26 protein-coding genes are annotated in these 24,418 nt (G+C 76.2%); 13 read left to right on the top strand and 13 right to left on the bottom strand.

From position 1 onward, the window contains the following. Nucleotides 1–33 precede the first annotated feature (33 nt). Nucleotides 34–303, top strand: a complete 270-nt coding sequence (locus E9565_RS01640; protein ID WP_236824984.1) for a hypothetical protein — start codon at nucleotides 34–36, stop codon at nucleotides 301–303. Between the two features lie 454 nt (nucleotides 304–757). Here E9565_RS01640 and E9565_RS01635 read toward each other — a convergent pair whose 3' ends face one another. Beyond that, nucleotides 758–1,027, bottom strand: a complete 270-nt coding sequence (locus E9565_RS01635) for a DUF2277 domain-containing protein (RefSeq protein ID WP_236833927.1) — start codon at nucleotides 1,025–1,027, stop codon at nucleotides 758–760. Nucleotides 1,028–1,103: 76 nt separating this feature from the next. Here E9565_RS01635 and E9565_RS01630 point away from each other — a divergent pair, with 76 nt between their 5' ends. The 5 genes from E9565_RS01630 to eutC all read left to right on the top strand — a co-directional run bounded on the left by E9565_RS01630 (nucleotide 1,104) and on the right by eutC (nucleotide 6,198). Further along, complete coding sequence (locus E9565_RS01630) at nucleotides 1,104–1,505, top strand: hypothetical protein (protein ID WP_236833926.1); 402 nt, start codon at nucleotides 1,104–1,106, stop codon at nucleotides 1,503–1,505. A gap of 81 nt (nucleotides 1,506–1,586) precedes the next feature. Continuing rightward, nucleotides 1,587–2,486 (top strand): SDR family oxidoreductase, encoded by a 900-nt coding sequence (locus tag E9565_RS01625; RefSeq protein ID WP_236833925.1) that lies wholly within the window; start codon nucleotides 1,587–1,589, stop codon nucleotides 2,484–2,486. A 111-nt stretch (nucleotides 2,487–2,597) separates the two neighbouring features. Beyond that, nucleotides 2,598–4,061, top strand: a complete 1,464-nt coding sequence (gene eat, locus E9565_RS01620) for an ethanolamine permease (protein WP_236824988.1) — start codon at nucleotides 2,598–2,600, stop codon at nucleotides 4,059–4,061. Beyond that, nucleotides 4,058–5,473, top strand: a complete 1,416-nt coding sequence (locus E9565_RS01615; protein WP_236824989.1) for an ethanolamine ammonia-lyase subunit EutB — start codon at nucleotides 4,058–4,060, stop codon at nucleotides 5,471–5,473. The genes eat and E9565_RS01615 overlap by 4 nt, the downstream gene beginning before the upstream one ends. Continuing rightward, complete coding sequence (gene eutC / locus E9565_RS01610) at nucleotides 5,470–6,198, top strand: ethanolamine ammonia-lyase subunit EutC (protein ID WP_236824990.1); 729 nt, start codon at nucleotides 5,470–5,472, stop codon at nucleotides 6,196–6,198. The genes E9565_RS01615 and eutC overlap by 4 nt, the downstream gene beginning before the upstream one ends. Here eutC and E9565_RS23035 read toward each other — a convergent pair. Further along, on the bottom strand, nucleotides 6,195–7,499 hold the full coding sequence (locus tag E9565_RS23035; RefSeq protein WP_236833924.1) for a PP2C family protein-serine/threonine phosphatase: 1,305 nt from the start codon (nucleotides 7,497–7,499) through the stop codon (nucleotides 6,195–6,197). The genes eutC and E9565_RS23035 overlap by 4 nt on opposite strands. Nucleotides 7,500–7,599: 100 nt before the next feature. Further along, the gene (locus E9565_RS01600) at nucleotides 7,600–7,833 is read right to left on the bottom strand and encodes a hypothetical protein (protein ID WP_236824992.1); all 234 of its coding nucleotides are present in this window, start codon (nucleotides 7,831–7,833) and stop codon (nucleotides 7,600–7,602) included. A gap of 19 nt (nucleotides 7,834–7,852) precedes the next feature. Between E9565_RS01600 and E9565_RS01595 the strand changes: the two genes are divergently transcribed. Further along, entirely contained in the window at nucleotides 7,853–8,482 is a 630-nt protein-coding gene (locus E9565_RS01595) for a hypothetical protein (protein WP_236824993.1), read from the top strand. 195 nt (nucleotides 8,483–8,677) lie between these two features. Here the strand turns inward: E9565_RS01595 and cydC are convergent, their stop codons facing one another. From cydC to E9565_RS01580, 3 genes are read right to left on the bottom strand one after another with little or no spacing between them, the layout of a single operon-like run. Further along, complete coding sequence (cydC, locus tag E9565_RS01590; RefSeq protein WP_236833923.1) at nucleotides 8,678–12,016, bottom strand: thiol reductant ABC exporter subunit CydC; 3,339 nt, start codon at nucleotides 12,014–12,016, stop codon at nucleotides 8,678–8,680. Then, nucleotides 12,013–13,056: a cytochrome d ubiquinol oxidase subunit II gene (gene cydB / locus E9565_RS01585; protein WP_236833922.1), complete on the bottom strand. Its 1,044-nt coding sequence runs from the start codon at nucleotides 13,054–13,056 to the stop codon at nucleotides 12,013–12,015. Before cydB ends, cydC begins: the two co-directional genes overlap by 4 nt. Before the next feature lie 32 nt (nucleotides 13,057–13,088). Beyond that, nucleotides 13,089–14,669, bottom strand: a complete 1,581-nt coding sequence (locus tag E9565_RS01580) for a cytochrome ubiquinol oxidase subunit I (RefSeq protein ID WP_236824996.1) — start codon at nucleotides 14,667–14,669, stop codon at nucleotides 13,089–13,091. Nucleotides 14,670–14,782: 113 nt separating this feature from the next. Here E9565_RS01580 and E9565_RS01575 point away from each other — a divergent pair, with 113 nt between their 5' ends. Both E9565_RS01575 and E9565_RS01570 read left to right on the top strand, forming a co-directional pair. After that, nucleotides 14,783–15,151, top strand: a complete 369-nt coding sequence (locus tag E9565_RS01575; protein WP_236824997.1) for a BlaI/MecI/CopY family transcriptional regulator — start codon at nucleotides 14,783–14,785, stop codon at nucleotides 15,149–15,151. A 15-nt stretch (nucleotides 15,152–15,166) separates the two neighbouring features. Next, nucleotides 15,167–16,090, top strand: coding sequence for a M56 family metallopeptidase (locus E9565_RS01570; RefSeq protein WP_236824998.1), 924 nt, complete (start codon nucleotides 15,167–15,169; stop codon nucleotides 16,088–16,090). Here E9565_RS01570 and E9565_RS01565 read toward each other — a convergent pair. From E9565_RS01565 to E9565_RS01535, 7 genes are all read right to left on the bottom strand, one after another. After that, a complete protein-coding gene (locus E9565_RS01565) occupies nucleotides 16,076–16,435 on the bottom strand; it encodes a hypothetical protein (protein ID WP_236824999.1) in 360 nt (119 codons plus the stop codon). The genes E9565_RS01570 and E9565_RS01565 overlap by 15 nt on opposite strands. 196 nt (nucleotides 16,436–16,631) lie before the next feature. Further along, complete coding sequence (locus E9565_RS01560; RefSeq protein ID WP_236825118.1) at nucleotides 16,632–18,914, bottom strand: cation-translocating P-type ATPase; 2,283 nt, start codon at nucleotides 18,912–18,914, stop codon at nucleotides 16,632–16,634. A 50-nt stretch (nucleotides 18,915–18,964) separates the two neighbouring features. Further along, nucleotides 18,965–19,858: a DUF748 domain-containing protein gene (locus tag E9565_RS01555; RefSeq protein ID WP_236825000.1), complete on the bottom strand. Its 894-nt coding sequence runs from the start codon at nucleotides 19,856–19,858 to the stop codon at nucleotides 18,965–18,967. A 13-nt stretch (nucleotides 19,859–19,871) separates the two neighbouring features. Then, on the bottom strand, nucleotides 19,872–20,084 hold the full coding sequence (locus E9565_RS01550; protein ID WP_236825001.1) for a heavy-metal-associated domain-containing protein: 213 nt from the start codon (nucleotides 20,082–20,084) through the stop codon (nucleotides 19,872–19,874). A 26-nt stretch (nucleotides 20,085–20,110) separates the two neighbouring features. Beyond that, nucleotides 20,111–20,380 (bottom strand): metal-sensitive transcriptional regulator, encoded by a 270-nt coding sequence (locus E9565_RS22205; RefSeq protein WP_211435140.1) that lies wholly within the window; start codon nucleotides 20,378–20,380, stop codon nucleotides 20,111–20,113. 118 nt (nucleotides 20,381–20,498) lie between these two features. Further along, nucleotides 20,499–20,825, bottom strand: coding sequence for a helix-turn-helix domain-containing protein (locus E9565_RS01540; protein WP_236833921.1), 327 nt, complete (start codon nucleotides 20,823–20,825; stop codon nucleotides 20,499–20,501). A 112-nt stretch (nucleotides 20,826–20,937) separates the two neighbouring features. Beyond that, a complete protein-coding gene (locus E9565_RS01535) occupies nucleotides 20,938–21,438 on the bottom strand; it encodes an Hsp20/alpha crystallin family protein (RefSeq protein ID WP_236833920.1) in 501 nt (166 codons plus the stop codon). 177 nt (nucleotides 21,439–21,615) lie between these two features. Between E9565_RS01535 and E9565_RS01530 the strand changes: the two genes are divergently transcribed. The 4 genes from E9565_RS01530 to E9565_RS01515 are packed head-to-tail and all read left to right on the top strand — an operon-like array spanning nucleotide 21,616 to nucleotide 24,398. Further along, nucleotides 21,616–22,059, top strand: coding sequence for an STAS domain-containing protein (locus E9565_RS01530; protein ID WP_236833919.1), 444 nt, complete (start codon nucleotides 21,616–21,618; stop codon nucleotides 22,057–22,059). Nucleotides 22,060–22,107: 48 nt separating this feature from the next. Then, on the top strand, nucleotides 22,108–23,385 hold the full coding sequence (locus tag E9565_RS01525) for a YibE/F family protein (protein ID WP_236833918.1): 1,278 nt from the start codon (nucleotides 22,108–22,110) through the stop codon (nucleotides 23,383–23,385). 14 nt (nucleotides 23,386–23,399) lie between these two features. Next, a complete protein-coding gene (locus E9565_RS01520; RefSeq protein WP_236825006.1) occupies nucleotides 23,400–24,017 on the top strand; it encodes a class I SAM-dependent methyltransferase in 618 nt (205 codons plus the stop codon). Nucleotides 24,018–24,065: 48 nt separating this feature from the next. Continuing rightward, entirely contained in the window at nucleotides 24,066–24,398 is a 333-nt protein-coding gene (locus E9565_RS01515; RefSeq protein ID WP_236825007.1) for a TraR/DksA C4-type zinc finger protein, read from the top strand. The last annotated feature ends 20 nt before the right edge of the window (nucleotides 24,399–24,418 follow it).

The following is a 24,418-nucleotide window of genomic DNA, read 5'->3' as shown; positions in this document are numbered from 1 at the left end:
GAGTGGGGCACGGCCGCGGGGTAGGGGCAGGGCATGTCGATGATGGACCCCCTGGACCCCTTCTCCGGCCGCGAGGCCGACGACGGCATCCCCGCCGCCGACCCCGGTGCGGGTGCGCCGCCGACCGCCGAGGGCTTCGGCGAGCCGGGTGGGGCGCCCGATCCGCCGGAGGAGACCGCCGGAACGCCGGCGGACCCCGCCGGATCGCCCGTGGACGTCGCCGGTCAGGACGCCGGCTCCGCCGACGACCCGGGCTTCCGGACGCCGGACCCGCACGACGTGGGCCCCACGACGGAGAACTGAGCGGGCCCCGGGCCGTCAGCCGCTCACCGCGGCGACGGCCCGGTCCACCAGCTGGACGTGGCCCACCGCCCGGAAGGTGGCGCCCGCCAGGACGGGCCCGCCCACGGTCACCGCGACCGAGCTGACCGGGTGCCGGCGCGTGCTGCCACGCCTCCTGCGCCCTGCATCCGAAGCTGGTGGAGGAGCGGCTGGCCCGGGCGAACTCGGTCGACCACGGGCCGCTGCGCAGCGCGGTGCCGTGTGCGGCAGCGGGGCGGAGCCGCTGATCACTTGTGCGAGTAGCGCTGTGCCCAGGCTGCCTGGCTCGCGGTGTGCCCACCCCGGCGGGGCAGAGCTCGACTACCCGGGGGCACAGGGGCAGAGCGTGCCGGGGCAGGTGCTGCGCCCCGGCGCCGACAGCCTGCCGAGTCCCGCAGGTGCGCCGGCACCGGGACGGACTCCGCCATCGCGGCGATCAGGTTCCGTAGCGTGCGGCGGACCGGGCGCGCGCCTTGGTGGCCTCCACCTCCCGGTCCTTCGGCGGCGCGGTCGTGACCAGGGCGTCGAGCAGCCGGGCGGAGGCGGCGGCCACCTCGGCGACGGCCTGCTCGAACACCTCGGCGTTCGCCCGGGACGGCTTGGTGGTGCCGCTGATCTTGCGCACGTACTGCAGGGCCGCGGCGTGGATCTCCTCATCGGCGGCCGGTGGTGCGAAGTTGGCCAGCGGGCGGATGTTCCGGCACATGCGGGGCAGCGTAGGGGCGGATCCGTCCGGCGGGGCGGGCGCGGCGCACGCTCCTGGGGGAGCGGAGGAGGACGCGGTGGCGGTGCTGCTGGTGGACGTGGCCAACGTGGTCGGCGCACGCCCCGACGGCTGGTGGCGGGACCGTGCCGGGGCGGCCACCCGGCTGCTGGACCGGCTGGCCGGCCTCGCGGGCAGCACGGTGCCCGGCCCCGACGGGCAGGAGCTGCCCGGCACCCGGGTGGTCGCCGTCGTCGAGGGCCGGGCCCGGGACGTGCCGGCGCCCGACGGGGTGGCGGTGGTGCGCGCGCCCGGCAGCGGGGACGACGCCCTCGCCACGACCGCCGCCGAGCTCGCGGGCGCCGGTGAGGAGGTGCTCGTGGTGACCGCCGACCGGGGGCTGCGCGCCCGGCTGCCCGGCGGCATCGCCGTGACCGGGCCGGGCTGGCTGCTGGCCGAACTGGACCGGCGCACCGCATGACCGCGGGGTCGGTCGGGTAGCCGGTTGCGGACAACCGGTGTCCTCGGGCACCGGCCGCCGCCGCAGCGAGGAGCACCCCCCGTGCCGATCCCCGACCCCAGCGGGTCACCCCTCACCGTGCTGGTCACCGGCGCGTCCAGCGGCATCGGCCGGGCGACGGCGCTGCGGCTGGCCGGCCGCGGCGCGAACCTGGTGCTGGTCGCCCGCGGCCGGTCGGCGCTGGAGGAGACCGCCGAGGAGCTGCGCGCCGCCGGTGCCGCGGCCGTGACGGTCTGCCCGGCCGACGTCCTCGACGAGGAGGGGATCGCCGCGGTCGTCGCCGCCGCGGTGCGCGAGTTCGGCCGCCTCGACGTCGTCGTGCACTCCGCCCAGGTGATGGCCTACGGCCGGATCGAGGACGTCCCCAAGGAGGTGTACGAGCGCGTCGTCGACACCTCGCTGCACGGCACCGCGACGCTGGCCCGGCACGTCCTGCCGGTCTTCCGCCGGCAGCGCGGCGGTCACCTGGTGATCGTCAACTCGCTGCTGGGCACCGTGACGACTCCCGTGCTGGGCAGCTACGCCGTCGCCAAGTGGGGTCAGCTGGCGCTGGCCCGGGTGCTGCAGCAGGAGACCCGGGACGAGCCGGGGATCTCCGTCTCCGTGGTGCACCCGGGCGGTGTCAACACGCCGATCTACTACCAGGGGGCCTCGTACGCCGGCTCGACCGGCCGCCCGCCCCCGCCGGTCTACTCCGCGGCGCGGGTGGCCCGCCGGGTGCTCGCCACGGTGGACCGCCCGCGCCGGGCCGTGCAGGCCGGCGTGTTCAACCACGTCGTCACGGCGGGGTTCCGGTTGCTGCCCGGGCTCTACGACCGGCTCGTCGAGCCGCTGCTGCGCACCTTCGCCCTGGCCGGGGACGACGCGCCGCCCACCGAGGGCAACGTGTTCCGGTCGCGGCCCGAGGGCAACGCCGTCGAGGGGCGCTGGCGCAACATCTGAGGCGGGCGTGTGAACAGCCTGTTCCGTCCCGTCGCAGGGCATTGCCCCGGCGACGGCGCCGGGCCAGGCTGACCCCACCCGACCTGCGGGGGCTCACCCGGAGGCCGGCCCATGACCGCGGAACCGCAGGAACACCACCCCCGGCCGGTCGCCCGGCACGGCGTGGAGGCCGAGACGGTGGAGGCCGGCTACCACCAGAAGCGGCAGCTGCGCACCGGCACCGCCGGCTGGGTGCTGCTGGCCGGTCTCGGCGTCGCCGCGGTCATCTCCGGGGACTACGCGGGCTGGAACTTCGGCCTGGCCGAGGGCGGTTTCGGCGGCTTGCTCATCGCCGTGATCCTCATGGCGGTCATGTACTCGGCCATGGTGCTCGGGCTCGCCGAGCTCGGCTCCGCCCTGCCGACGGCGGGCGGTGGCTACACCTTCGCCCGCCGGGCGCTAGGCCCCTGGGGCGGGTACGCCACCGGGGTCGCGGTGCTCATCGAGTACGCCATCGCGCCCGCCGCGATCGCCACCTTCATCGGTGCCTACGTGGAGTCGCTCGGGCTCTTCGGCATCACCGACGGCTGGTGGGTGTACCTGGCGGTGTACGCGCTGTTCATCGGCATCCACCTCATGGGCGTCGGCGAGGCGCTCTCGGTCATGCTGGTCATCGCGGGCATCGCCGTCGCCGGCCTGGTCGTGTACCTGGTGGGGGCGGTCCCGGCGTTCGACTCGGCGAACCTGCTCGACATCGCACCCACCGACGCCGCCGGCGCCTCGGACTTCCTGCCGTTCGGGCTGATGGGCATCTGGGCGGCGTTCCCGTTCGCCATCTGGTTCTTCCTGGCGGTCGAGTGCGTGCCGCTGGCCGCCGAGGAGGCCCGCGACCCCGCCCGGGCCATGCCGCGCGGCATCGTCGCGGCCATGGGCCTGCTGCTGGTGCTGGCGCTGCTCATGCTGGTCTTCACCGCGGGCGCCGGGGGCTCGGCGGCCATGTCGGCCAGCGGGAACCCGCCCGTGGAGGCGCTGGAGGTGGCCGGGTCGCCCTCGGCGCTGGTCACGGTGGTGAACTACGCCGGGCTCTTCGGCCTGGTGGCCAGCTTCTTCTCGATCATCTACGCCTACTCGCGGCAGACCTTCGCGCTCTCCCGCGCCGGGTACCTGCCGCGGGCGCTGTCGGTGACCAACGGCCGCAAGGCCCCGGTGCTGGCGCTGCTGGTGCCCGGCGCGATCGGCTTCGTCCTGTCGCTGACCGGGCAGGGCGCGATGCTGCTGAACATGGCCGTCTTCGGGGCCACCGTCTCCTACGTGCTGATGATGGTCAGCCACATCGTGCTGCGCCGCCGCGAGCCCGACCTGCCCCGCCCGTACCGGACGCCGGGCGGCACGGCGACGACCGGCGTCGCGCTGGTGCTGGCCGCCGCGGCCGTCGTCGCCACCTTCCTGGTCGACGAGGTCGCTGCGCTGTGGACGCTCGGCGCCTACGCGCTCTTCCTCGGCTACTTCGCCGTCTACAGCCGCCACCACCTGGTGGCCTCGGCACCCGAGGAGGAGTTCGAGCTGCTCGCCGCGGCCGAGGAGGAGGTGCGATGACCGTGCGGCGCACCACGCTGGGCGGGCGCACCTACGAGTTCGCCTCGCTGTCGGACCTGCTGGCCAAGGCGACGCCGGCCCGCTCCGGTGACGTGCTGGCCGGGTGCGCGGCGGAGTCGGCGGCGCAGCGGGTCGCCGCGCAGGTGGTGCTCGCCGACCTGCCGCTGGCGACCTTCCTGGAGGAGCAGGTCGTCGGCTACGAGGAGGACGACGTCACCCGGCTGATCCTCGACACGCACGACCCGGTCGCGTTCGCGCCGGTGGCCGGGCTCACCGTGGGGGAGTTCCGCGACGAGCTGCTCACCTGGGCCGCCGAGGGCGACGAGACCTCGATCAGCGCGCTGGCCCGCGGCCTGACCCCGGAGATGGTGGCGGCCACCTCGAAGCTCATGCGCAACGCCGACCTGGTGGCGGTCGGGCGGCGGGCGCGGGTGGTGACGGGCCTGCGCAGCACGCTCGGCCTGCCCGGGCGGCTGGCCTCCCGGCTGCAGCCCAACCACCCGACCGACGACCCGGTCGGGGTGACGGCGTCCATCGTCGACGGGCTGCTCCAGGGGTCCGGGGACGCGGTCATCGGCATCAACCCGGCCACCGACTCCCCGGCGCGCACGGTCGCCCTGCTGGAGCTCGTCGACGCCGTGATCCGCCGCTACGAGATCCCCACCCAGTCCTGCGTGCTCGCGCACGTGACCACCACCCTCCGCGCACTGGAGCAGGGCGCGCCGGTGGACCTGGTGTTCCAGTCGGTGGCCGGCACGCAGGCGGCCAACCGCGGCTTCGGCGTGACGCTGGACCTGCTCGCCGAGGCGCGGGCGGGCGCGCTGGAGCTCGGCCGGGGCACCGTCGGGCGCAACGTCACCTACTTCGAGACCGGGCAGGGGTCGGCGCTGTCGGCCGACGCGCACCGCGGGGTGGACGGGCGGCCGGTGGACCAGCAGACGCTCGAGTGCCGCGCCTACGCGGTGGCCCGGCACTTCGAGCCGCTGCTCGTGAACACGGTCGTGGGGTTCATCGGGCCGGAGTACCTGTACGACGGGAAGCAGGTGGTGCGAGCGGGGCTGGAGGACCACTTCTGCGGCAAGCTGCTCGGCCTGCCCATGGGCGTGGACGTCTGCTACACCAACCACGCGGAGGTCGACGCCGACGACACCGACACCCTGACCCTGCTGCTGGGGGCGGCCGGCTGCTCGTTCGTCATCGCCGTCCCGGGGTCGGACGACGTGATGCTGCACTACCAGTCGCTGTCGTTCTCCGACGTCCTCACCGCCCGGCGGGTGCTGGGCCTGCGCCCGGCACCGGAGTTCGAGGCGTGGCTGGCGCGGATGGACCTGCTGGACGCCGACGGGCGGGTGCGCACGCTGACCGCCGACGCGCCGGCGGCCAGGGCGCTGCTCGCGGCGGCCCGGCCGTGACCGTCACCGGAAACGACCCGTGGGCGGTGCTGCGGGCGGCGACCCGGGCCCGGGTCGCGCTGGGCCGGGCCGGCGACGGGCTGCCGACCGCGCGCGAGCTGGAGTTCCGGCTGGCCCACGCCGTCGCCCGCGACGCGGTGCACACGCCGCTGGACCCGGCGGTGGTGCGGGCCGGCCTCGACGGGGTGCCGGTGGTGGAGGTCCGCTCCGCGGCGGCCGACCGCGCCGAGTACCTGCAGCGGCCCGACCTCGGCCGGCGGCTGGCACCCGGGTGCGCGCTGCCCCGGGAGGGCGCCGACGTCGCCCTCGTGCTCGCCGACGGGCTCTCGCCGCGGGCGGTGCACGAGCACGGGGCCGCCCTGGTGACGGCGCTGCTGGACCGGCTGACCGGCTGGTCGGTGGGCCCGGTGGTGCTCGCGACGCAGGCGCGGGTGGCGCTCGGCGACGAGATCGGCGCGGCGCTGGGGGCGCGGGTGGTGCTCGTGCTCATCGGTGAGCGCCCGGGGCTCTCCTCGGCGGACTCCCTCGGCGTCTACCTCACCTGGGACCCGCGGCCCGGCCGGGCCGACAGCGAGCGCAACTGCGTCTCGAACGTCCGGCCGCCGCACGGGCTGGGCTACGCGGAGGCGGCCGACGTGGTGGCGCGGCTGCTGGCGTCCGCCCGCGAGCTGGGGGCCTCGGGGGTGGCGCTCAAGGACGAGGGTCCCGCGCTCCCGGCCGGTTAGCCGTCGTGCCCGCGGGTGGGCCGCGCCTCGGGGATGTCGGGGGAGAGCTCGTCGTCGTGCGGGGGCTGCTTCCACTCGACCAGCAGCAGCGACGCGTCGTCGCTGGTCCTCCCGTGCCGGGCGTCCATGAGCGCGTGCGACAGGCGGCGCACCGTCTCGGGCACCCGCAGCCCGTCCGCGCTGCTCTGCTCCAGCAGCTCGCGGAGCCGGTGCTCCCCGAACTGCTCGCCGTCGTCGAGGCGCTCCTCCACGACGCCGTCGGTGAAGAACAGGACCCGGTCCCCGGGCTGCAGCTGCACCTTCTCCGCGCCCGGCTCCCCGGTGCCCAGCCCCAGCGGGCGCGCGGTGGGACCGGGGAGCTCGTCGGCCACCCGACCGTCGCGGACGAGCAGCGCCGCCGGGTGCCCGGCGTTGACGTAGGTGAGGACGCCGTTGCGGGTGTCCAGCTGCCCGACGTGGGCGGTGGCGAACCGGCCCGGGTATGCGGCGGCGACGACGCCGTCCATGTCCGCGCACAGCCGGGCGAGCTCGACGTCCGCGCGCCGGCCGTGGCGGTAGGCGGCGGTGACGACGGTCGACATGGTCGCGGCCTCGAGGCCGTGGCCCATGGCGTCGAAGACCGCGAGGTGCAGCGTGTGGTGGTCGTAGGCGTAGTCGAAGCAGTCGCCACCCACCTCGTAGGCCGGTTCGAGGACGCCGGCGAGGTCGAGCTCGGGGGTCTTCATCGACAGCGGGGGGAGCGTCTGCCACTGCAGCTGCGCGGCGAGGCTCATCGGCCGGGTCGTGCGCGCCTGGGCGAAGGCGTCGGTGTACTCGCTCTTGGTCACGACCAGGTCCGCGACGAGGCCGGCGAGCCGCTGGGCCAGCCGGCGGTCGTGCGCGTTGACCCGGTCGAGGGTGAAGGAGAGCACGCCGACCCGGTCCGAGCCGTCGAGCATCGGCAGGTGCAGCCGCACCGCACCGCCGCCCTCGTCGGTCTCCACCGGATGCTCGGTGGCGAACGCCCGGCCGGCGGCGCTGCCGTCGATGGGCAGCACCTCCGCGTGCAGCCCGCGCCCGCGCAGCGGCTGGAGGGTGCGCTGGTCGTAGTCCTGGAGGTGGATGGCGACGTCGCGGCAGCCGAGGCCCGCGAGCTCCTGGGCCACCAGCGGCCCGACCAGCCGGGGCGGGATCAGGTGCGCCCGGTCGAGCAGTGAGCCGAGCACCCGTTCGCCCAGGCTCTCCTCGCGCACCGCGGTGTCGTCGCGGTCGCGGAACCCCTCCGTGGGGGCTTGCTCCTCGGCGTGCTGGTCGTCGGCCACCCCCGGTGCATGCGCGGGGTGGGCGGGGGCGAAACGTGGCCCCGGCCGCAGCCCGTCCGTCCATGCGGAGCCGACCGGGTGGGGTCGCCGGTGGCCGTCGTCAGGGGCGGCGGAGGAGGCGGGCCAGCCGGTGCTTCCGGCCCCCGGTGAGCTCGGCGGCGGTCGCCGGGGCGGGTGCCTCCGGCTCCGGGACCGCCGCGGCCCGCTCGTGCAGCCGGGCCCGCACGTCGTCGGCGGTGTAGGCACGGCGCTGCCGCTCGTCGCGGGCGAGCACGACACCCCCGGCGGTCACTCCCGCGAGGCCGGCCAGTCCGAGCAGCTTCCAGAGGCGCACGTCCGTAACGTAGCGGCCCGTGCCCGACCTCTCCCTGGATGCCGCCGTCGACCTCACGCGCACCGGCGACGTCTGGGTCTTCCGCGGCCCCTCGCTCGCCGACCGCGCCATCCGGGCGCTGACCAACGCGCCGGTCAACCACGTCGGCATGGCGGTCGTGCTGGAGGACCTGCCCCCGCTGCTCTGGCACGCCGAGCTCGGGAAGTCGCTGCCGGACGCGTGGAGCGGCACCCACCAGCGCGGGGTCCAGCTGCACGACCTGCGCGACGCCGTCCTCACCTGGCGCGGGCGGTACGGCCAGCGCGCCTGGCTGCGGCAGCTCGTCGGCCCCGCCGAGGACGGCGGGGTGACCCCCGCGATGGAGGACGCCGTGCTGCGGACGATCGCCCGCCTCGACGGGCGGCCGTTCCCGACCACCCGCGGCCTCGTGCGCGGCTGGGTGAACGGCCGGCTGCGGCGGCACACGTCCGCGGAGACCGTCTTCTGCGCCGAGCTGGTCGCGGCCACGTACACGGCCATGGGCCTGCTGCCCGGCCACCGCCCGCTGAACGCCTACGACCCGGGGAGCTTCTGGTCCGGCGACGACCTGCCGCTGCTGCAGGGCGCCCGCCTCGGCCCGGAGATCCCGGTCGACGTCCCGGCCGGCTGACCCACGGCGCCGGCGGAGCGCCGCAGGGCCCTCCCGGCGCCTCCCGGTCCCACGCCGCCGGTGCAGCGGGAGGGGCGACGAGCAGAGGGTGCCGGGGCAGTAGCGCTCTGCCCCGTGGGGGTGGGCAGAGCGCTACTGCTGGGGGACGACTCGGCAGGAGGCCGGCTGAACCCCGCGGACGGCGGCCCGGACCTCTCAGGCGGCCGCCCGGGCCGCCGGCTCACCGAGGTCCAGCACGGTGTCGCCGGGGCGCTCGACGTCGCCGTCGTGCGTCACGCACACCACGACCCGCCCCGCGAAGGCCGCCCGCAGGTCGCGGACCAGCGCCGCGGCGGTCGGGGGGTCGAGGTGGGCGGTCGGCTCGTCGAGCAGCACGACGTCCCGGTCGGCCAGCAGGGCGCGCGCCGCGGCCAGGCGACGGCGCTCGCCACCGGAGAGCGCCGTGCCGCCGGCGCCGACCGGCGTGTCCAGCCCGTCGGGCAGGGTCGCGACCAGCCCGGACAGCCCGGTCGCGGCCAGGGCCGCGCGCATGCGGGCCTCCCCGGCGGGGCCGGCCAGCTCCCCGCGGGGGGCGGCCATCGCCAGGTTGGCCCGGATGGACGAGGCGAACACGTGCGCCTCCTGCGGCAGCCACGCCATGCGGGCGCGCAGGTCGTCGCCACGGACCCGGTCGGCCGGCACCCCGTCGACGGCGTAGCTGCCGGCGCGGGGCCGCAGCGAGGCCATGAGCACCGCCAGGAGAGTGGACTTGCCCGAGCCCGACGGCCCGCGGAGCACCAGCCAGCCGTCCCCGGCCCGGGCGGTGGCGTCGAGCCCGCGCAGCACGTCCGGCCCGCCCGGCCAGCCGGCGGCCAGCGCCTCGGTGCGCAGCGAGCGGACGCCGTCGGGGGCGGGCAGCGGGTCGGCGGGCTCGGCGGCGACCGGGGCGGTGAGGACGGCGTCGATGCGGGCCTGCGCGTCGGCGAGCGCGCCGCGGCGCTGCAGCGCGGCGACCAGCCCGGTCAGGGGCTCCACCAGCGCCAGCGGGGCCAGCGCGACCACGGCGAGCACCGGGCCGGTGAGCCCGCCGGCCCACGCCGCGACCGTGCCGAGCACCGCGGCCGACCCGGTGCCCAGCACCACCAGGCCGTTGCCCACGGCGTCGGCGCGGTCGCGGGTGCGGGCGCTGCCGGCCTGCCGGGCGGCGGCGTCCAGGTCGGCGGCGGCCCGGCCGGCCAGCCCGTGGGCCCGCAGGTCCGCTAGCCCCTCGAGCAGCGTGGTGGTCTCCCGCAGCGCCGCGACCCGCGAGGTGCTCTCGGCACGGGCGGCGCCGGCGTCCAGGCCGCGGTGCGCGAGCACGACGGCGGCCACCGTCGCCGCCAGCACCGCCGCGACCACGCCCGCGGCGGCGAGGTCCACCAGCGCGAGCACCGCGACGGTGGCGGTGGGCACCGTGGCGGCCACCAGCACCGGGGGGCGGACCCGCACGGTGAGGTCCTGCACCACGCCGACGTCGCCGACCACGCGGGCCAGCGCCGAGCCGGGGGTGCGGTCGGCGGCGAGCCCCTGGGCGGCCAGCGCCCGCCAGACCCGCACCCGCAGGTCGGCTGCCTGGCGCAGCGCGACGTCGTGGGCGGAGAGGCGCTCCAGCCAGCGCAGCACGGCGCGGGCCAGGCCGAAGAACCGGACGCCGGCGGTCGCGACGAGCAGCGTGAGCACCGGTGGCATCTCCGCCGCCCGCACGATCAGCCAGCCCGAGGCCGCGGTCAGCGCGACCCCCGCCGCGGAGGAGAGCGCGCCGGCCAGCACCGCGCGGCGGAGCGCACGGCCGGTGCGGACCGGGGCCGCCGGCGTCGGGTCCTGGGCGCTTTGTGCACATTCCGCCGGAGGGGAGGTGATCGCGGACGAGGCCGGGGCGGCGGGTTCCGCGGGCGCGACCGGGGCAGGGAGGTCGACGGTGCGGTCGGCCAGACCCGCGAGCACCGGGTCGTGGGTGACCAGGACGACGGTCACGGTGCCGCGGAGGGCGGTGAGGACGGCGGCCACCAGCCCGCGGGCGTCGTCGTCGAGGTGTGCGGTCGGCTCGTCGAGCAGCAGCAGCCGGGCGCCGCGGCGCACCCGCACCAGCGCGCGGGCCAGCGCCACCCGCTGCAGCTCGCCGGGGGAGAGCGACTCCGGCGCCCGGCCGGCGAGGTCGTGCGCCTCCACCCGGCCCAGCGCCTCGACGACGTAGGCCTCGGCGACGACCTCGTCGACACCCGGGGCCGCGGCGGCGTGCCGGCGCAGCTCGTCGGCGACGGTCGCGCCGGTGGCGCGGGGGAACTGGGGGACCACCGCGGCGGGGCCGCCGGCGACCACGACGCCGCCGACGTCGGCGCCCGGGTCGGTCAGGCCGGCCAGGGCGGCCAGCAGCGTGGACTTGCCCGACCCGCTGGGCCCGCGCAGCACCACCAGCTCCCCGGGGCGGACGACGAGGTCGGTGGGCGGGAGCGCGGGCACGGCGCGACCCGGGTAGGCGACCCGCAGCCCGGCGACGGCGACCTCCGCACCGCGCGGGTCGTCGTCCGCCGGCGCCGGGGCGGGCGAGATGCCGGTGGGGGCGGCCAGGACGGCGCGCGCCTCGGCGGCGGCGAGCGAGGCGTCCTCAGCGGCGTGGTGGGCGGCGCCGAGCGCGCGCAGCGGGGCGAACGCCTCGGGGGCGAGCAGCAGCGCGGTGAGCCCGAGCGCCAGCACCAGGTGGCCCTCGACCAGCCGCACGCCCACGGTCACCGCCACGACCGCCACCGACAGCGTGGCGATGAGCTCCAGCACGAGGGCCGAGAGGAAGGCGATGCGCAGCGTGGCCAGGGTGCGGGTGCGGTGGGCCTCGCCGAGCGCGGCCAGCGCCGCCGTCTGCTCGGCCGCCCGGCCCAGCCCCACCAGGACGGGCAGCCCGCGGACCAGCTCGGCCACGTGCGCGGCGATCCGGTCCAGCGCCCGGGCGGAGCCGGCCGTCGCGTCCTGGGTGTGCTTGCCCACCAGCACCATGAACAGCGGCACCAGCGGCAGGGTGACCGCGACGACGACCGCCGACAGCAGGTCGGTCCAGGCCAGCGCCAGCAGCAGCGCCGGGGGGACGACGACCGTCTGCGCGACCGCCGGCAGGTAGGTGGCCAGCGCCGGGCCGAGGTCGTGCAGCCGGGTGGTGGCCAGCACGGCGGCCGGGGCCGGGCCGCCGGCCGCGGCCACCGCGGCGGGGGAGGTGGCGAGCCGCTGGAGGAGCCGGCGCCGGAGCAGCTCCTCCGCGCGGCGGGCGTCCCGCGCGGCCACCGCCTCGCCGACGCTGCCGGCGACGGCGCGCACCGCGACACCGGCGGCAGCGAGCAGCAGCGGCACCGCGGGGGAGCCCTCGTCCAGCCCGCTCGCGCGGGCGACGGCGTGGGCCAGGCCGGCGGCGAGCAGGACCAGGCCCGCGGTCTGCGCGAGCGCGGCGAGACCGGCCCGCACCAGCGCGCCGCGCAGGCCCGGGACGCCGGTCAGCGCGGCGAGCGGGCCACGCGGCGCGCCGGCGGTCATGCCGGCAGCTCGCTGGGCGCAGGGGCCTCGCCGCTGCGGGGGGCGTCCTCGTGCTGGGGCTCCGCGGTCAGCCGCTTGCGGAACACCCAGTAGGTCCAGGCCTGGTAGGCCAGCACGACCGGCAGCCCGACGGCGGCCGCCCACGTCATGACGGTGAGGGTGTAGTCGCTGACCGCGGCGTCCGCGATCGTCACGTCGAACGCGGGGTCGATGGTCGAGGGGACGACGACGGGGTAGGCCGCGCCGAAGACGGTGGCGGCGGAGCTGACCAGCAGCACCGCCCAGCCGGCGAAGGCCTGCCCCTCGCGGTCGACCCGGATCCGGGCCCAGGTGACCAGGACGGCCAGCGCGCCGACGACCCACAGCACGCCGGTGACCGGCGTCCCGGAGCGCAGGTGCACCCAGCCGGCCCAGGCCAGCAGCGGCAGCGCGGCCACCGGCGACCAGCGCAGGGCGAAGGCCCGTGCCCGCAGCCGGACGTCGCCGTCGGTCTTCAGCGCCAGGAACAGCGCGCCGTGCACCAGCGAGAAGGCCAGCACCGCGACCGCACCGAGCAGCGCCGCCCAGCCCACGCCGGCGAAGCTGCCGCCGACCCGGATGCCGTCACCGTCGATCGGCAGGCCCAGCGTGGTGGTGCCCAGCGCCGCGCCCACACCGAGGGCGGCGATCAGCGAGCCCACCGTGATGACGTGCGTCCAGGTGCCGTCCCAGCGCGGGTCGTGCGACTGGTGGCGCCACTCGAAGGCCACCGCGCGGATGATCAACCCGAACAGCACGAAGACGAAGGGCAGGTACAGGGCCGGCAGCCAGGTGGCGTACCAGCCGGGGAAGGCGGCGAACACCGCACCGGCGGCGGTGATCAGCCACACCTCGTTGCCGTCCCACAGCGGGCCGATGCTGCGCAGCATCAGGTGCCGGTCGGCGGTCCGGCGGCCCAGCACCGGCAGCAGGGCGGCCACGCCGAAGTCGAAGCCCTCCAGCAGCAGGAAGCCGATCCAGAGCACGGCGACGGCGGCGAACCACAGGGTCTGCAGGTCCATGACGGGGTTCCTCGGGTCTGCGGGGTGGGCGGTCAGTAGGCGAACTGGAGGACGTCGTCGTCGGCGCGGCGGCCACTGCCGGCACCACCGGCGTCGCCGTCCGGGCCCTCGCGGCGGTCGTCGTCCTTGCCGGGGCCGATCGGCGGCGTGGCGCTGGTGTCGCCGGCGGTGATGCCCGACCGGACGAACGTGGTGATCAGCCAGAGCTCGATCACCGCCAGCACCCCGTAGACCAGGGTCAGCGCGCCCAGCGACGTCCAGACCTCCGCGGGGGTGACGCCGGGGGAGACCGCCTGCGCGGTGAAGAACCAGATCTGGTCCTCGACCGGCACGTCCGGGTTGGGGACGACGACGAAGGGCTGGCGGCCCATCTCGGTGAAGATCCAGCCGGCGGCGTTGGCGACGAACGGCGCACCCACGGCGGCCAGCGACCCGTAGACGCCGATCCGGGAGGTCGGCACCCTCCCGCGCCGGGTCGACCACAGCGCGTACGCCGCCACACCGGCGGAGACCGCGCCCATGCCGATCATGAGCCGGAAGCTCCAGTAGGTGACCGCGAGCACCGGCTGGTAGTCGACCGGCTCCCCGGCCAGGTTGCCGAAGCGCGCCGGGTCGTCGGGGTAGGTCGCGCCGTAGACCTCGGAGTACCGCTCCTGGAGCTCGTTGACGCCGGGGACCTCGCTGGTGAAGTCGCCGTGGGCGAGGAAGGAGAGCAGCCCCGGCACGGTGATCGAGTGGACGTCGTCGCACTCGTTGGAGCCGAGCTTGTTCCAGGCGAAGATCGAGAACGACGCCGGCGCCTCGGTCTCGCAGAGCGCCTCGGCCGAGCTCATCTTGAGCGGCTGCTGGTGGTACATCAGCTTGGCCTGCCAGTCGCCGGTGGCGGCGACCAGGACGAAGGCGGCGAGGGAGACCCAGCCGCCGATCCGCACCGACCGGCGCCACACCCCGTGGTCGATCTCCCCGGCCGGCTTCCCGGCGAGCTTCCGCTTGCGCAGGTGGTAGAGCCCGACGCCGACGAGCAGGGCGCCGGCGACCATGAGCGCGGCGACGATGGTGTGGGTGAAGGCGGCCAGCGCGGTGTTGTTGGTGAGCACCGCGAGGAAGTCGACCTGCACCGGGCGGCCGGTCGCGTCGTCGGCGACGACCCCGACCGGGTGCTGCATCCAGGAGTTGGCCGCGATGATGAAGTAGGCGCTCACGATCGAGCCGAGCACCGCGGCCCAGAGCGTCGCCAGGTGCAGCTTCTTCGGGATCCGGCCCCAGCCGAAGATCCACAGACCGAGGAAGGTGGACTCGAGGAAGAAGGCCAGCAGCGCCTCGAGGGCCAGCAGCGAGCCGAAGACGTCGCCGACGAAGCGGGAGTACTCGCTCCAGGCCAGACCGAACTGGAACTCCTGCACCAGGCCGGTGGCCACGCCGAGCACGAAGTTGATCAAGAAGATCTTGCCCCAGAACCGGGTCATCCGGAGCCACTCGGGGTCGTCGGTGCGCACCCACATGGTGTGCATGACCACCAGCAGGATCCCCAGGCCGATGGTCAGCGGGACCATCATGAAGTGGTAGACGGTGGTGATCCCGAACTGCCAGCGTGCGATGTCCAGGACGTCCACGGCCCGGATCCTCTCTGCGGTCTACTATCGACACGTTCTTTCTACGCCTCGTAGAAGACGTTTTTCTACGACACGTAGAAGAGTCGCGTGTGATCTGCCGGACAGGAGGACCGATGGCATCGCTGGGAGACCTGGAGCGAGCCGTCATGGAGCGGCTGTGGGCCGCGGACGTCCCGGTGGCCGCCACCTGGCTGCGCGACGAGCTGACCGACCGGGGCCTCGCGCTGACCACCGTGCACACGGTGCTGAGCCGGCTGGAGCACAAGGGGTTCGTCGTCCACGACGACGCCCGCCCGCGCCGGTTCTCCGCGCGGGCCAGCCGCGAGGACCACGCCGCCCAGGTGATGCGTGAGGTGCTGGGGCAGGCGGCCGACCGGCAGGCCGTGCTGGCGCGCTTCGTCGGCGCCGTCGACGCCGACGAGGCCCGCATGCTCCGCGACCTGCTGGCCGCCGCCGGCGCCGACGACTCCGCCCAGGGCTGACCCGGGCCGCTCCCCGTGCTGCCCGTCACCGCCGCGCTGCTCGCCGTCCTCGCCGCCCTGCTTGCCTGGCCGGTGCCGGCGCTGCTGGCCCGTGCCCGCTGGCCGCGGCGGGACCCGTTGGTGGCGCTGCTCTGCTGGCAGGCGGTCGGGCTGGCCGGCGGGCTGTCGATCATCGGGGCGCTGCTGGTGCACGGGCTGGCGCCGTGGGGGCACTCGCTGCCCGAGGCGGTCTGGGCGGTGGTGCACGGCCGCGCGGCGGCCGAGGCCGCGCGCGGGGACCACTGGGTCGCGCTGACCCTCGCCGGCGTGCTGGCCTTCGAGCTGGTCGGCGTGCTGCTGCTCTCCTGGGCGCGCATCGCCCGCACCCGCCGCCGGCACCGCGAGCTGCTGGAGCTGGTGGTGCAGCCGGCTCCGGAGCCCGACGCCCGGCTGCTCGAGCACCCCGCCCCCGTGGCCTTCTGCATCCCCGGCGCCCGGCCGCTGCTGGTGCTCTCCTCCGGCATGGTCGCCGAGCTCGACGGCGAGCAGCTGGCCGCCGTCGTCGCGCACGAGCGGGCGCACCTGGGCGAGCACCACCACCTGCTGCTGCTGCCGTTCGTGGCGTGGAAGGCGGCACTCCCGGTGCTCCCGGCGGCCGAGCGCGCCCACGGCGCGGTGCGCGAGCTGGTCGAGATGCGGGCCGACGACGTCGCCCTCGGGTCGCTGCGCGGCGCCGCGCCGCGGCGCACCCTCGCGGCGGCGATCGTGGCGGCCGCGGGCGGCGCGGGCGGGGTGCCGGCCGGCGCCCTGTCGGTGGCGGGGGCCGCGGTGCGGGCCAGGGTCGTCCGGCTGCTGGAGCCCGCCGACCCGCTCCCCCCCGGGGCCCGCGCGGCCGCGCTCGCCGCCGCCGTCCTCCTCCTGCTGGTGCCGACCGTCCTCCTGCTGCTACCGGCCCTCTGAGCGCGCCGCGGCGGCGAGCAGCCCCGCGGTCGCGGCCGCGAACCCGCCGCTGACCAGGGCGGTCCGGCGGTAGGCCGGGGAGGCGAGCAGCGGCAGCATGCTGGCCGCGTGGAGGGCGTCCACGGCCGCCGCCGCGCGCGCCGCCGACGGCCGCGGCCGGACCAGGAGCGCGGCGTGCTGGGCGACCAGCCGGGCGCCGAGCACCCGGGTCGCCCAGAGCCGCTCGCGGGGGAACCGCGGGTCGACCGCGCCGACGGTCCTGGCCGGCCGCAGGGCCAGGGCGAGGCCCGCGGCCAGCCCCGCCGTCGCGACGGCGCGGATCGCCGCTCGCTGCACGTTCCTCATCGGTCGGCCTCCGGGGTTGGTGGGTGGGTGGTCGGCACGTAGCGCTCTGCCCCGCTGGTGTGGGCAGAGGGCGACTGTGCCCGAGGGGTGCTGGGTCCTCGGCAGGTAGCGCTGTGCCCCGCTCGTGTGGGCAGAGCGCGACTGTGCCTGACGGGGTGGTCGGTGGCAGGGGCGGTGCTGTGGTCAGGCCGGTCGGTCAGGCGGGGGTGCGGGTGTCGGCGCGGCGGCCGCCGGCCACGGCCCGCGCCGCGTCCCGGTTCTCCGGCAGCGGCGCGAACCCGCGCAGCCGCAGGCTGTTGGAGACGACGAACACCGAGCTGAACGCCATGGCGGCCCCGGCGATCATCGGGTTGAGCAGCCCCGCGGCGGCCAGCGGCAGGGCGGCGACGTTGTAGGCGAACGCCCAGAACAGGTTGCCCTTGATGGTGGCCAGCGTGCGGCGGGAGAGCCGGATGGCGTCCGCGGCCGCCCGCAGGTCACCGCGGACCAGGGTCAGGTCGCTGGCCTGGATGGCCACGTCGGTGCCGGTGCCCACGGCCAGGCCCAGGTCGGCCTGCGCCAGCGCGGGGGCGTCGTTCACGCCGTCGCCGACCATCGCCACCGTCCGTCCCTCGTCCTGCAGCCGGCGGACGACGTCGACCTTCTCCTGGGGCAGCACCTCCGCGACGACCTCGTCGATCCCGACCTGCGCGGCGACCGAGCGGGCGGCCCGCTCGTTGTCGCCGGTGAGCAGGATCGGGGTCAGCCCGAGCGCCCGGAGCTGGGCGATGGCGCGGGCGGAGGTGTCCTTGACCGCGTCGGCGACCACGAGCACGCCCCGGGCGGCGCCGTCCCAGCCGACGGCGACGGCCGTGCGGCCCGCGGCCTCGGCCTCGTCGGCGGCCCGTTCCAGCTCCGCGGGCAGCGGGAGCGACCAGTCGGCCAGCAGCCGGCGCCGGCCGACGACCACCGCGGCGCCCTCGACCACGCCCTGCACCCCGAGGCCCTCGACGTTGGTGAACCCCTCCACCGGGGGCAGCTCGCCGGTGCGCTCCACGGCGCCGGCGGCGACGGCCTGCGCGATCGGGTGCTCGGACGCGGCCTCCAGGGCACCGGCCAGCCGGAGCACCCGGTCGGCCTCCTCGCCCGCAGCGGGGACGACGTCGAGCAGCGACATGCGCCCGGTGGTGACCGTGCCGGTCTTGTCCAGGACGACGGTGTCCACCCGGCGGGTCGACTCCAGCACCTCGGGGCCCTTGATCAGGATGCCGAGCTGCGCGCCGCGGCCGGTGCCCACCATCAGCGCGGTCGGCGTGGCCAGGCCCAGCGCGCACGGGCAGGCGATGATCAGTACGGCGACCGCGGCGGTGAAGGCGGCCGGCAGCCCCGCGCCGGTGCCGATCCAGAACCCGAGGGTCGCCGCGGCGATCGCGAGCACGACCGGGACGAAGACGCCGGAGATGCGGTCGGCCAGGCGCTGCACCTCGGCCTTGCCGTTCTGCGCCTCCTCGACGAGCCGGGCCATCTGGGCCAGCTGGGTGTCGCTGCCCACCCGGGTGGCCCGCACGACCAGCCGCCCGCCGGCGTTGACCGTGCCCCCGGTGACGGTGTCGCCGGGCCGCACCTCGACCGGCACCGACTCGCCGGTCAGCATCGAGGCGTCGACGGCGGAGCTGCCCTCGGTCACCTCGCCGTCGGCGGCGATCTTCTCGCCGGGGCGGACGACGAACAGGTCGCCGGCGCCCAGTTCGGCGATCGGCACCCGCCGCTCGGTGCCGTCGCGCAGCACCGCGACGTCCTTGGCGCCGAGCTCGAGCAGCGCGCGCAGCGCCGCCCCGGCCCGCCGCTTGGACCGCGCCTCGAACCAGCGCCCGGCGAGGATGAACGTCGTCACGCCGGCCGCGGCCTCGAGGTAGATGTTCGCGCCGCCGTCGGTGCGGGCGATGCTGAGCTCGAACGGGTGGGTCATGCCCGGTACGCCGGCGGTGCCCCAGAACAGCGCGTACAGCGACCAGCCGAAGGCCGCGAGCGTGCCCAGGGAGACCAGGGTGTCCATGGTCGCCGCGCCGTGGCGCAGGTTGGTCCACGCGGCCCGGTGGAAGGGCAGCCCGCCCCACACCACCACCGGCGCGGCGAGCGTGAGCGAGAGCCACTGCCAGTACTCGAACTGCAGCGCCGGCACCATCGCCATGGCGACGACGGGGACGGTCAGGAGCGTCGAGACCACCAGCCGGGTCCGGAGTGCCCGCACCGGCTGGTCGGCCGGTGGCGGGACCCCGTCCTCCTCACCCCTCCCGGCCTCGGGGCGAGCCTCCGGGCGGGGCCGGGGGATTGTGGCCGTGTAGCCGGTCTGCTCCACGGTGGCGATGAGGTCGTCGGTGCTCACGCCGTCGGCGTAGCTGACCTTCGCCTTCTCGGTGGCGTAGTTGACCGTGGCGGTGACGCCCTCGAGCTTGTTGAGCTTCTTCTCCACGCGGGCGGCGCAGGAGGCGCAGGTCATCCCGCCGATGAGCAGCTCGACGTCGCTGGTGGCGGTGCCGGAGGCGGTGGTCACGATCCGTGCTCCTCGTGCGGTTCGGCGGTCACCGTGAAGGCGGCCGTGTGCACGGCGTCGCCGTGCCGGAAGTCCAGGAACAGCCGGTAGGCGCCCGCCGACGGGGCGGTGGTGGCGAAGGGGATGTGCGGCCCGGGCGCGAGCTGCGTGCCCCCGCGTCCGGCCGGGTGCACGTGCAGGTGGGCGAGGTCGCCGTCGCGCAGGGCGACGAGGTGGCCGTAGGCGCCGAGGTAGGGCTGCAGGTCGGTGACCGGGGCGCCGTCGCGGCTCACGCTCAGCGTCAGCTCCGACTCCTCGCCGGGGGTCAGCCCGCCGGTGAGGACGACGGTGTAGCCGTCGACCTGCGCGGTCTGCGACGGGGCCGGCAGGGGAGCGGGGTCGTAGGCGCCCGGGACGGCGAGGTCGGCGCCGAGGACGCGGTTCTCGCCGTCTGCCGCGGCGGTGAAGTCGGCGAACAGCCGCCAGCTGCCCGGCTCCAGCGCGAGAGGAGCGCGCCAGACGCCGTCGTCCCCGAGGTCGGGGTGCACGTGCTGGTAGCCGGTGAGGTCGCGGCGCACCGCGACCAGGTGCAGGTCGACGTCGTGGTCGGTCTCGTAGGCGGTGACCGGGGAGCCGTCGGGCCCCAGGACGCGGAAGGCGACCTCGGTCGAGGGCCCCGCCGCGGCCGTGCCGCTGGCCAGGGCGAGGGTGTAGCCGTCCTGGCTCACCTGCAGGCCGCCCGGCACGGTCGCGGGCGCCGGGGCGGCGGCGTGCCCGCCGTCCCCGTGCCCGCCGCCGGTGCTGCCCCCGACCGTGCCGACCGGGCCGACCGCGGAACCCACGCCGACCGCGGCGCCGAAGACGGCGACCAGGCCGACGGCGAACGCGGCGATCCTCGTGGGCGTGTTCATGGCGGCGGCCGCGTCAGCGGCCGCTCACCTCGTATCCGGCCTCCTCGACGGCGGCGCGGACGGCGCCGTCGTCCACCGGGCCCTCGCTGCTGACGGTGAGACCGCCCGTGGCGAGGTCGACCTCGACGTCGGTGACGCCGGGGACCTGCGAGACCTCCTCGGTCACGGCGTTCACGCAGTGGCCGCAGGTCATGCCGGTGACGGTCCAGGTGGCGGTGGTGCTCATGGGAGTTCCTCTCGGGGTCGGGGGGGTCAGGAGCGGACGAGCCGGGCGATCGCGTCGGTGGCCTCGCGGACCTTCTCCTCGGCCTCGCGGCCGCCGGCCCGCGCGGCGTCCACCACGCAGTGGCTCAGGTGCTCCTCGAGGAGGCCCAGCGACACCGCCTGGAGGGCCTTCGTCATGGCCGAGACCTGGGTGAGGATGTCGATGCAGTACTTCTCGTCCTCCACCATGCGCTGCAGGCCGCGGGCCTGCCCCTCGATGCGCCGCAGCCGCTTGAGGTAGTCCTCCTTGCGGTGGATGTACCCGTGCGCGTGGTCGTGGCCGGTGCAGGCACCGTCGGTCGTCTCCACGTCGTCCCTCCTGCCGGCGGCGCACCCTGCGCCGCCGGGAAGAACCATACCCCCCTAGGGTTCCCTGTCAACCGCCGCGGGGTCGGTCGCGCAGCCGGGCCAGATCGGCGCGGGCGGCCGCGAGCTCGTCCTGGAGGCCGACGATCACCTCGGCGGAGGCGACCGGGTGGCCGTCGTCGAGCAGCACCCGCATGCGGGCGGCCAGGGCCAGCTGCCGGCGGGAGTAGCGCCGGTGGCCGCCGGGGGAGCGGTGCGGGGAGAGGATGCCGGAGCTGTCCAGGCTACGGAGGAACGCGGCCTGGACGCCGAGCAGCTCGGCCGCCTGGCTCATCGTCAGCGCCGGGTACTCGGGATCGTCGAGCCGGCGCAGCGGGTCCTGCTCCTCGGGGGTCATCGCGGCGCGCTCCTGTCCTGGTGGGGCGCGGTCCGGCGGGCGGACCGCGAACGGCGCAGGGGCCAGGCCCTCGACGGGCCCGGCCCCTGCGGTGCTGCCGGTCAGGCCGCGGTCAGCTCTCGACCGCCTTGGCCTCCTCCTGCTGCGACTCGCCCTCGATCGTGCGGGCCTCCACCGCGGCGGGGGTGTCGGCGCGGGTCACGGTGATCCGGCGTGCCTTCGCCTTCTCCGCCACCGGGATGCTGATGGTCAGCACCCCGTCGTGGTAGCTGGCCTCGAGCCGGTCGGTGTCGAGGCTGCGCCCGAGCACGAGCTGGCGGGTGTAGCTGCCGAAGGGGCGCTCGGCGATGGTCCACTCCGCGTTCTCCAGCTGGGGGACCGAGCGCTCGGCGCTCACGGTGAGGGTGTTGCCCTCGACCGAGAGGTCGATCGAGCCGGGGTCCACCCCGGGCAGGTCGAAGTGCGCGACGAAGTTGTCGCCGACGCGGTAGGCGTCCATCGGCATGCCCGACAGCGGGCGGGCGGTGGCGGCGCCGCCGCGACCGGTCAGCTGGTCCAGCGCGCGGAAGGCGGCGGACGTGGCGGCGAACGGGTCGTAAGCGGTCAGCATCATGGCTGGAACCTCCTGTGACGGTCGTGCTGGTGTTCGCTGCCCGAGGTAAACCTCTAGTGGCGACTGGAGATTACCTCGGTCGTGCACTCGTGTAAACGTTCGTCGGCACGAAATGTTCCCGGCCGGCCCGCGGGAGCCGGGTGCGTGAACCGTCCGCCGACGGGGCAGGACGGCACCGTGGGAGAGACCAACGACGCGCCGCGCCACGCCGCCCCCGACCACGACGCACCGCCTGCCGAGCCCTCCGTCGCGCACACGGTCGAGGGGGACACCGTCCGCCTGGTCGTCGGCGGGGAGCTCACCGAGGCGGCCCGCCGCCCCCTGGTGCGCACCCTGACCGACCTGCTGCTCGCCGAGCACGCCCTGCAGCGGGTGGAGCTGGACCTGCGCGGCATCGGGTTCATGAACTCCGCCGGGCTGGCGGTGCTGGTGCAGGTGCAGAAGCTCGGCGTGCCCCGGGCCATCGAGACCGTGCTGGTCGACCCGCCGCCCGCGGTGTCCAGGCCGCTGCAGCTCTCGGGGCTGTGGCACCGCTTCACCGTGGTGGCCGACGACGGCCGGGTGGTCGCCGAACCCTCGGGTGGCGGTGGACCGGCACCGCGGGACCCCCGACACACCTGAACCGGCACCGGCGCGCCCGCGGAGCGGCGCGGCTCCTAGCCTGATCGGGTGTCGTCGCACGCCCACAGCCACGGTCCCGATCCGGACGCGCCCCCGCCCACGGAGGAGGCGCTCGGACGCCGGCGGCGCGCCGTCTGGCTGATGCTCCTGCTGCTGGTGCCCGTCGGCCTGGCCACGGTGATCGGCCTGGTCGCCCTCTGGCCGAGCGGGGAGCCGACGCGTGCGGAGCTGGCGGCGGAGCAGGCGCTGCCGCCGGGGACCACCTATCCCGACGGGCGGATCGTCTCGGTCGAGACGTTCGACTGCGGCGTCGACCCCGACCCCACGGCCCCGCCGCAGACCTGCGCCACCGCGGTGGTGGAGGTGCTCGGGGGCGAGGGGGCCGGTGACTTCGAGCAGATCGACATGCCGCCGGAGGTGGTCGCCGCCGGTGTCTCGGAGGGCGACACGCTGGTGCTGACCCGCGACGCCAGCGCCGAGGGCGGCCCGACGTACGCGTTCTACGACTACGCGCGGGACACCCCGATCATCGTCCTGGCCGTCGCCTTCGCGGTGGTCGTCGGGGTGGTGGCGCGGCTCCGGGGGCTGGCGTCGCTGCTGGGCCTGGCGTTCGCGTTCTTCGTGCTGCTCCAGTTCATGCTGCCCGGGCTGCTGAGCGAGGACTCGCCGACCCTGGTCAGCCTGGTCGGCTCGGCGGCGATCATGTTCGTCGTCCTCTACCTCGCGCACGGCTTCACCGCCCGGACGACCACCGCGCTCGTGGGCACCCTGTTCGGGCTCACCATGGTCGCGGTCATGGGGTCGCTCGCGGTCTCGGCCGCCCGGCTCACCGGGCTCACCAGCGACGACGCGTTCACGCTGCAGCGCTTCGACCCGACGCTGGACTTCTCCGGGCTGGTGCTGGCCGGGGTCGTCGTGGCGGGGCTGGGCGTGCTCAACGACGTCACCATCACCCAGGCCTCGGCGATCTGGCAGCTGCACGAGGTCTCCCCGGAGATGACCTGGCGGGAGCTCTACACCCGCGGCATGGCGGTCGGCCGCGACCACATCGCCTCGACGGTCTACACCATCGTCTTCGCCTACGCCGGGGCGGCGCTGCCCCTCCTCCTGCTCCTCGAGATCTACGCCACCCCGGTCTGGACCCTGGTCACCAGCGCGGCGCTGGCCGAGGAGGTCATCCGGACGCTGGTCGGGGCGATCGCCCTGGTGCTCGCCGTCCCGGTGACGACGGCGGCCGGCGCGTTCTTCGCCAAGGCCGCGGACACCCAGGCCGGCGCGGCGACCGAGCGCAGCCTGACCGCGCTGCGGGCGCGGTTCGCCCGATGAGCGAGGCTGTGGCCGTGACCGATCTGCTGCTGGCCGCCCGGGCCGCCCCCGGCTTCATGCCCGACGACGAGGGCCGTGCCCTGTACGAGGCCGCCCGCGCCGTCCCCGTCCCGGGACCGCTGCTGGAGGTGGGCAGCTGGATGGGGAAGTCCGCGCTGTACCTCGCCGCCGCCGCGCGCGAGACCGGCCGCCAGGTGGTGACCGTGGACCACCACCGCGGCTCCGAGGAGCACCAGCCGGGTTGGGAGTACCACGACCCGTCGCTGGTCGACCCCGCCGTCGGGCGGATCGACACGCTGCCGCGCTTCCGCCGGACCGTCGCCGAGGCCGGCGCGGAGGACGTCGTCGTCGCCGTCGTCACCCGGTCGGAGGTGCTGGCCCCGCTGTGGGCCACGCCGCTGGCCCTGCTGTTCCTCGACGGCAGCCACACCGAGGAGTCCGCGCGCCGCGACCAGGACGCCTGGGTGGCCAAGCTCGCCGTGGGCGGGACGCTCGCGATCCACGACGTCTTCCCCGACCCGGCCGACGGCGGCCAGGCGCCCTACGGGGTGTACCGGCGGGTGCTGGCGAGCGGGGAGTTCGAGGAGCTGCCGGGCACCGGGTCGCTCCGGCTGCTGCGCCGCACCGCCTGAACCCGTGCGGGCTGCCGTCCTGCCGGCAGCGGGGTGGAGGATGGCGCGGTGCTCCCACCCGAGGACCTCTCCCGCGCCCGCACGGAGGCGCTGGCGCAGATCGAGGCGCTGACCCGTGAGTTCGACGCGATCGTCGCGGCGTCGCAGGCGTCCAACGCCGACGACGAGCACGACCCCGAGGGCGCCACGATCGCGTTCGAGCGCCAGCAGGTGGCCGCGCTGCTGGAGCAGGCGCGCCGCCGGCTGGCCGACGTCGACGGCGCGGTCGTGGCGGTGGAGAACGGCACCTACGGCCGCTGCGAGACCTGCGGTCGGCCGATCGCGCCGGAGCGGCTCGCCGCCCGCCCCACCGCCCGCACCTGCATCGACTGCGCCCGCTGAGGCGCCCCCGGCGCCGAGCG

Source organism: Blastococcus sp. KM273129, assembly GCF_021698995.1.
GTDB lineage: Bacteria > Actinomycetota > Actinomycetes > Mycobacteriales > Geodermatophilaceae > Blastococcus.
This window is presented reverse-complemented; position numbering and strand designations above follow the sequence as displayed.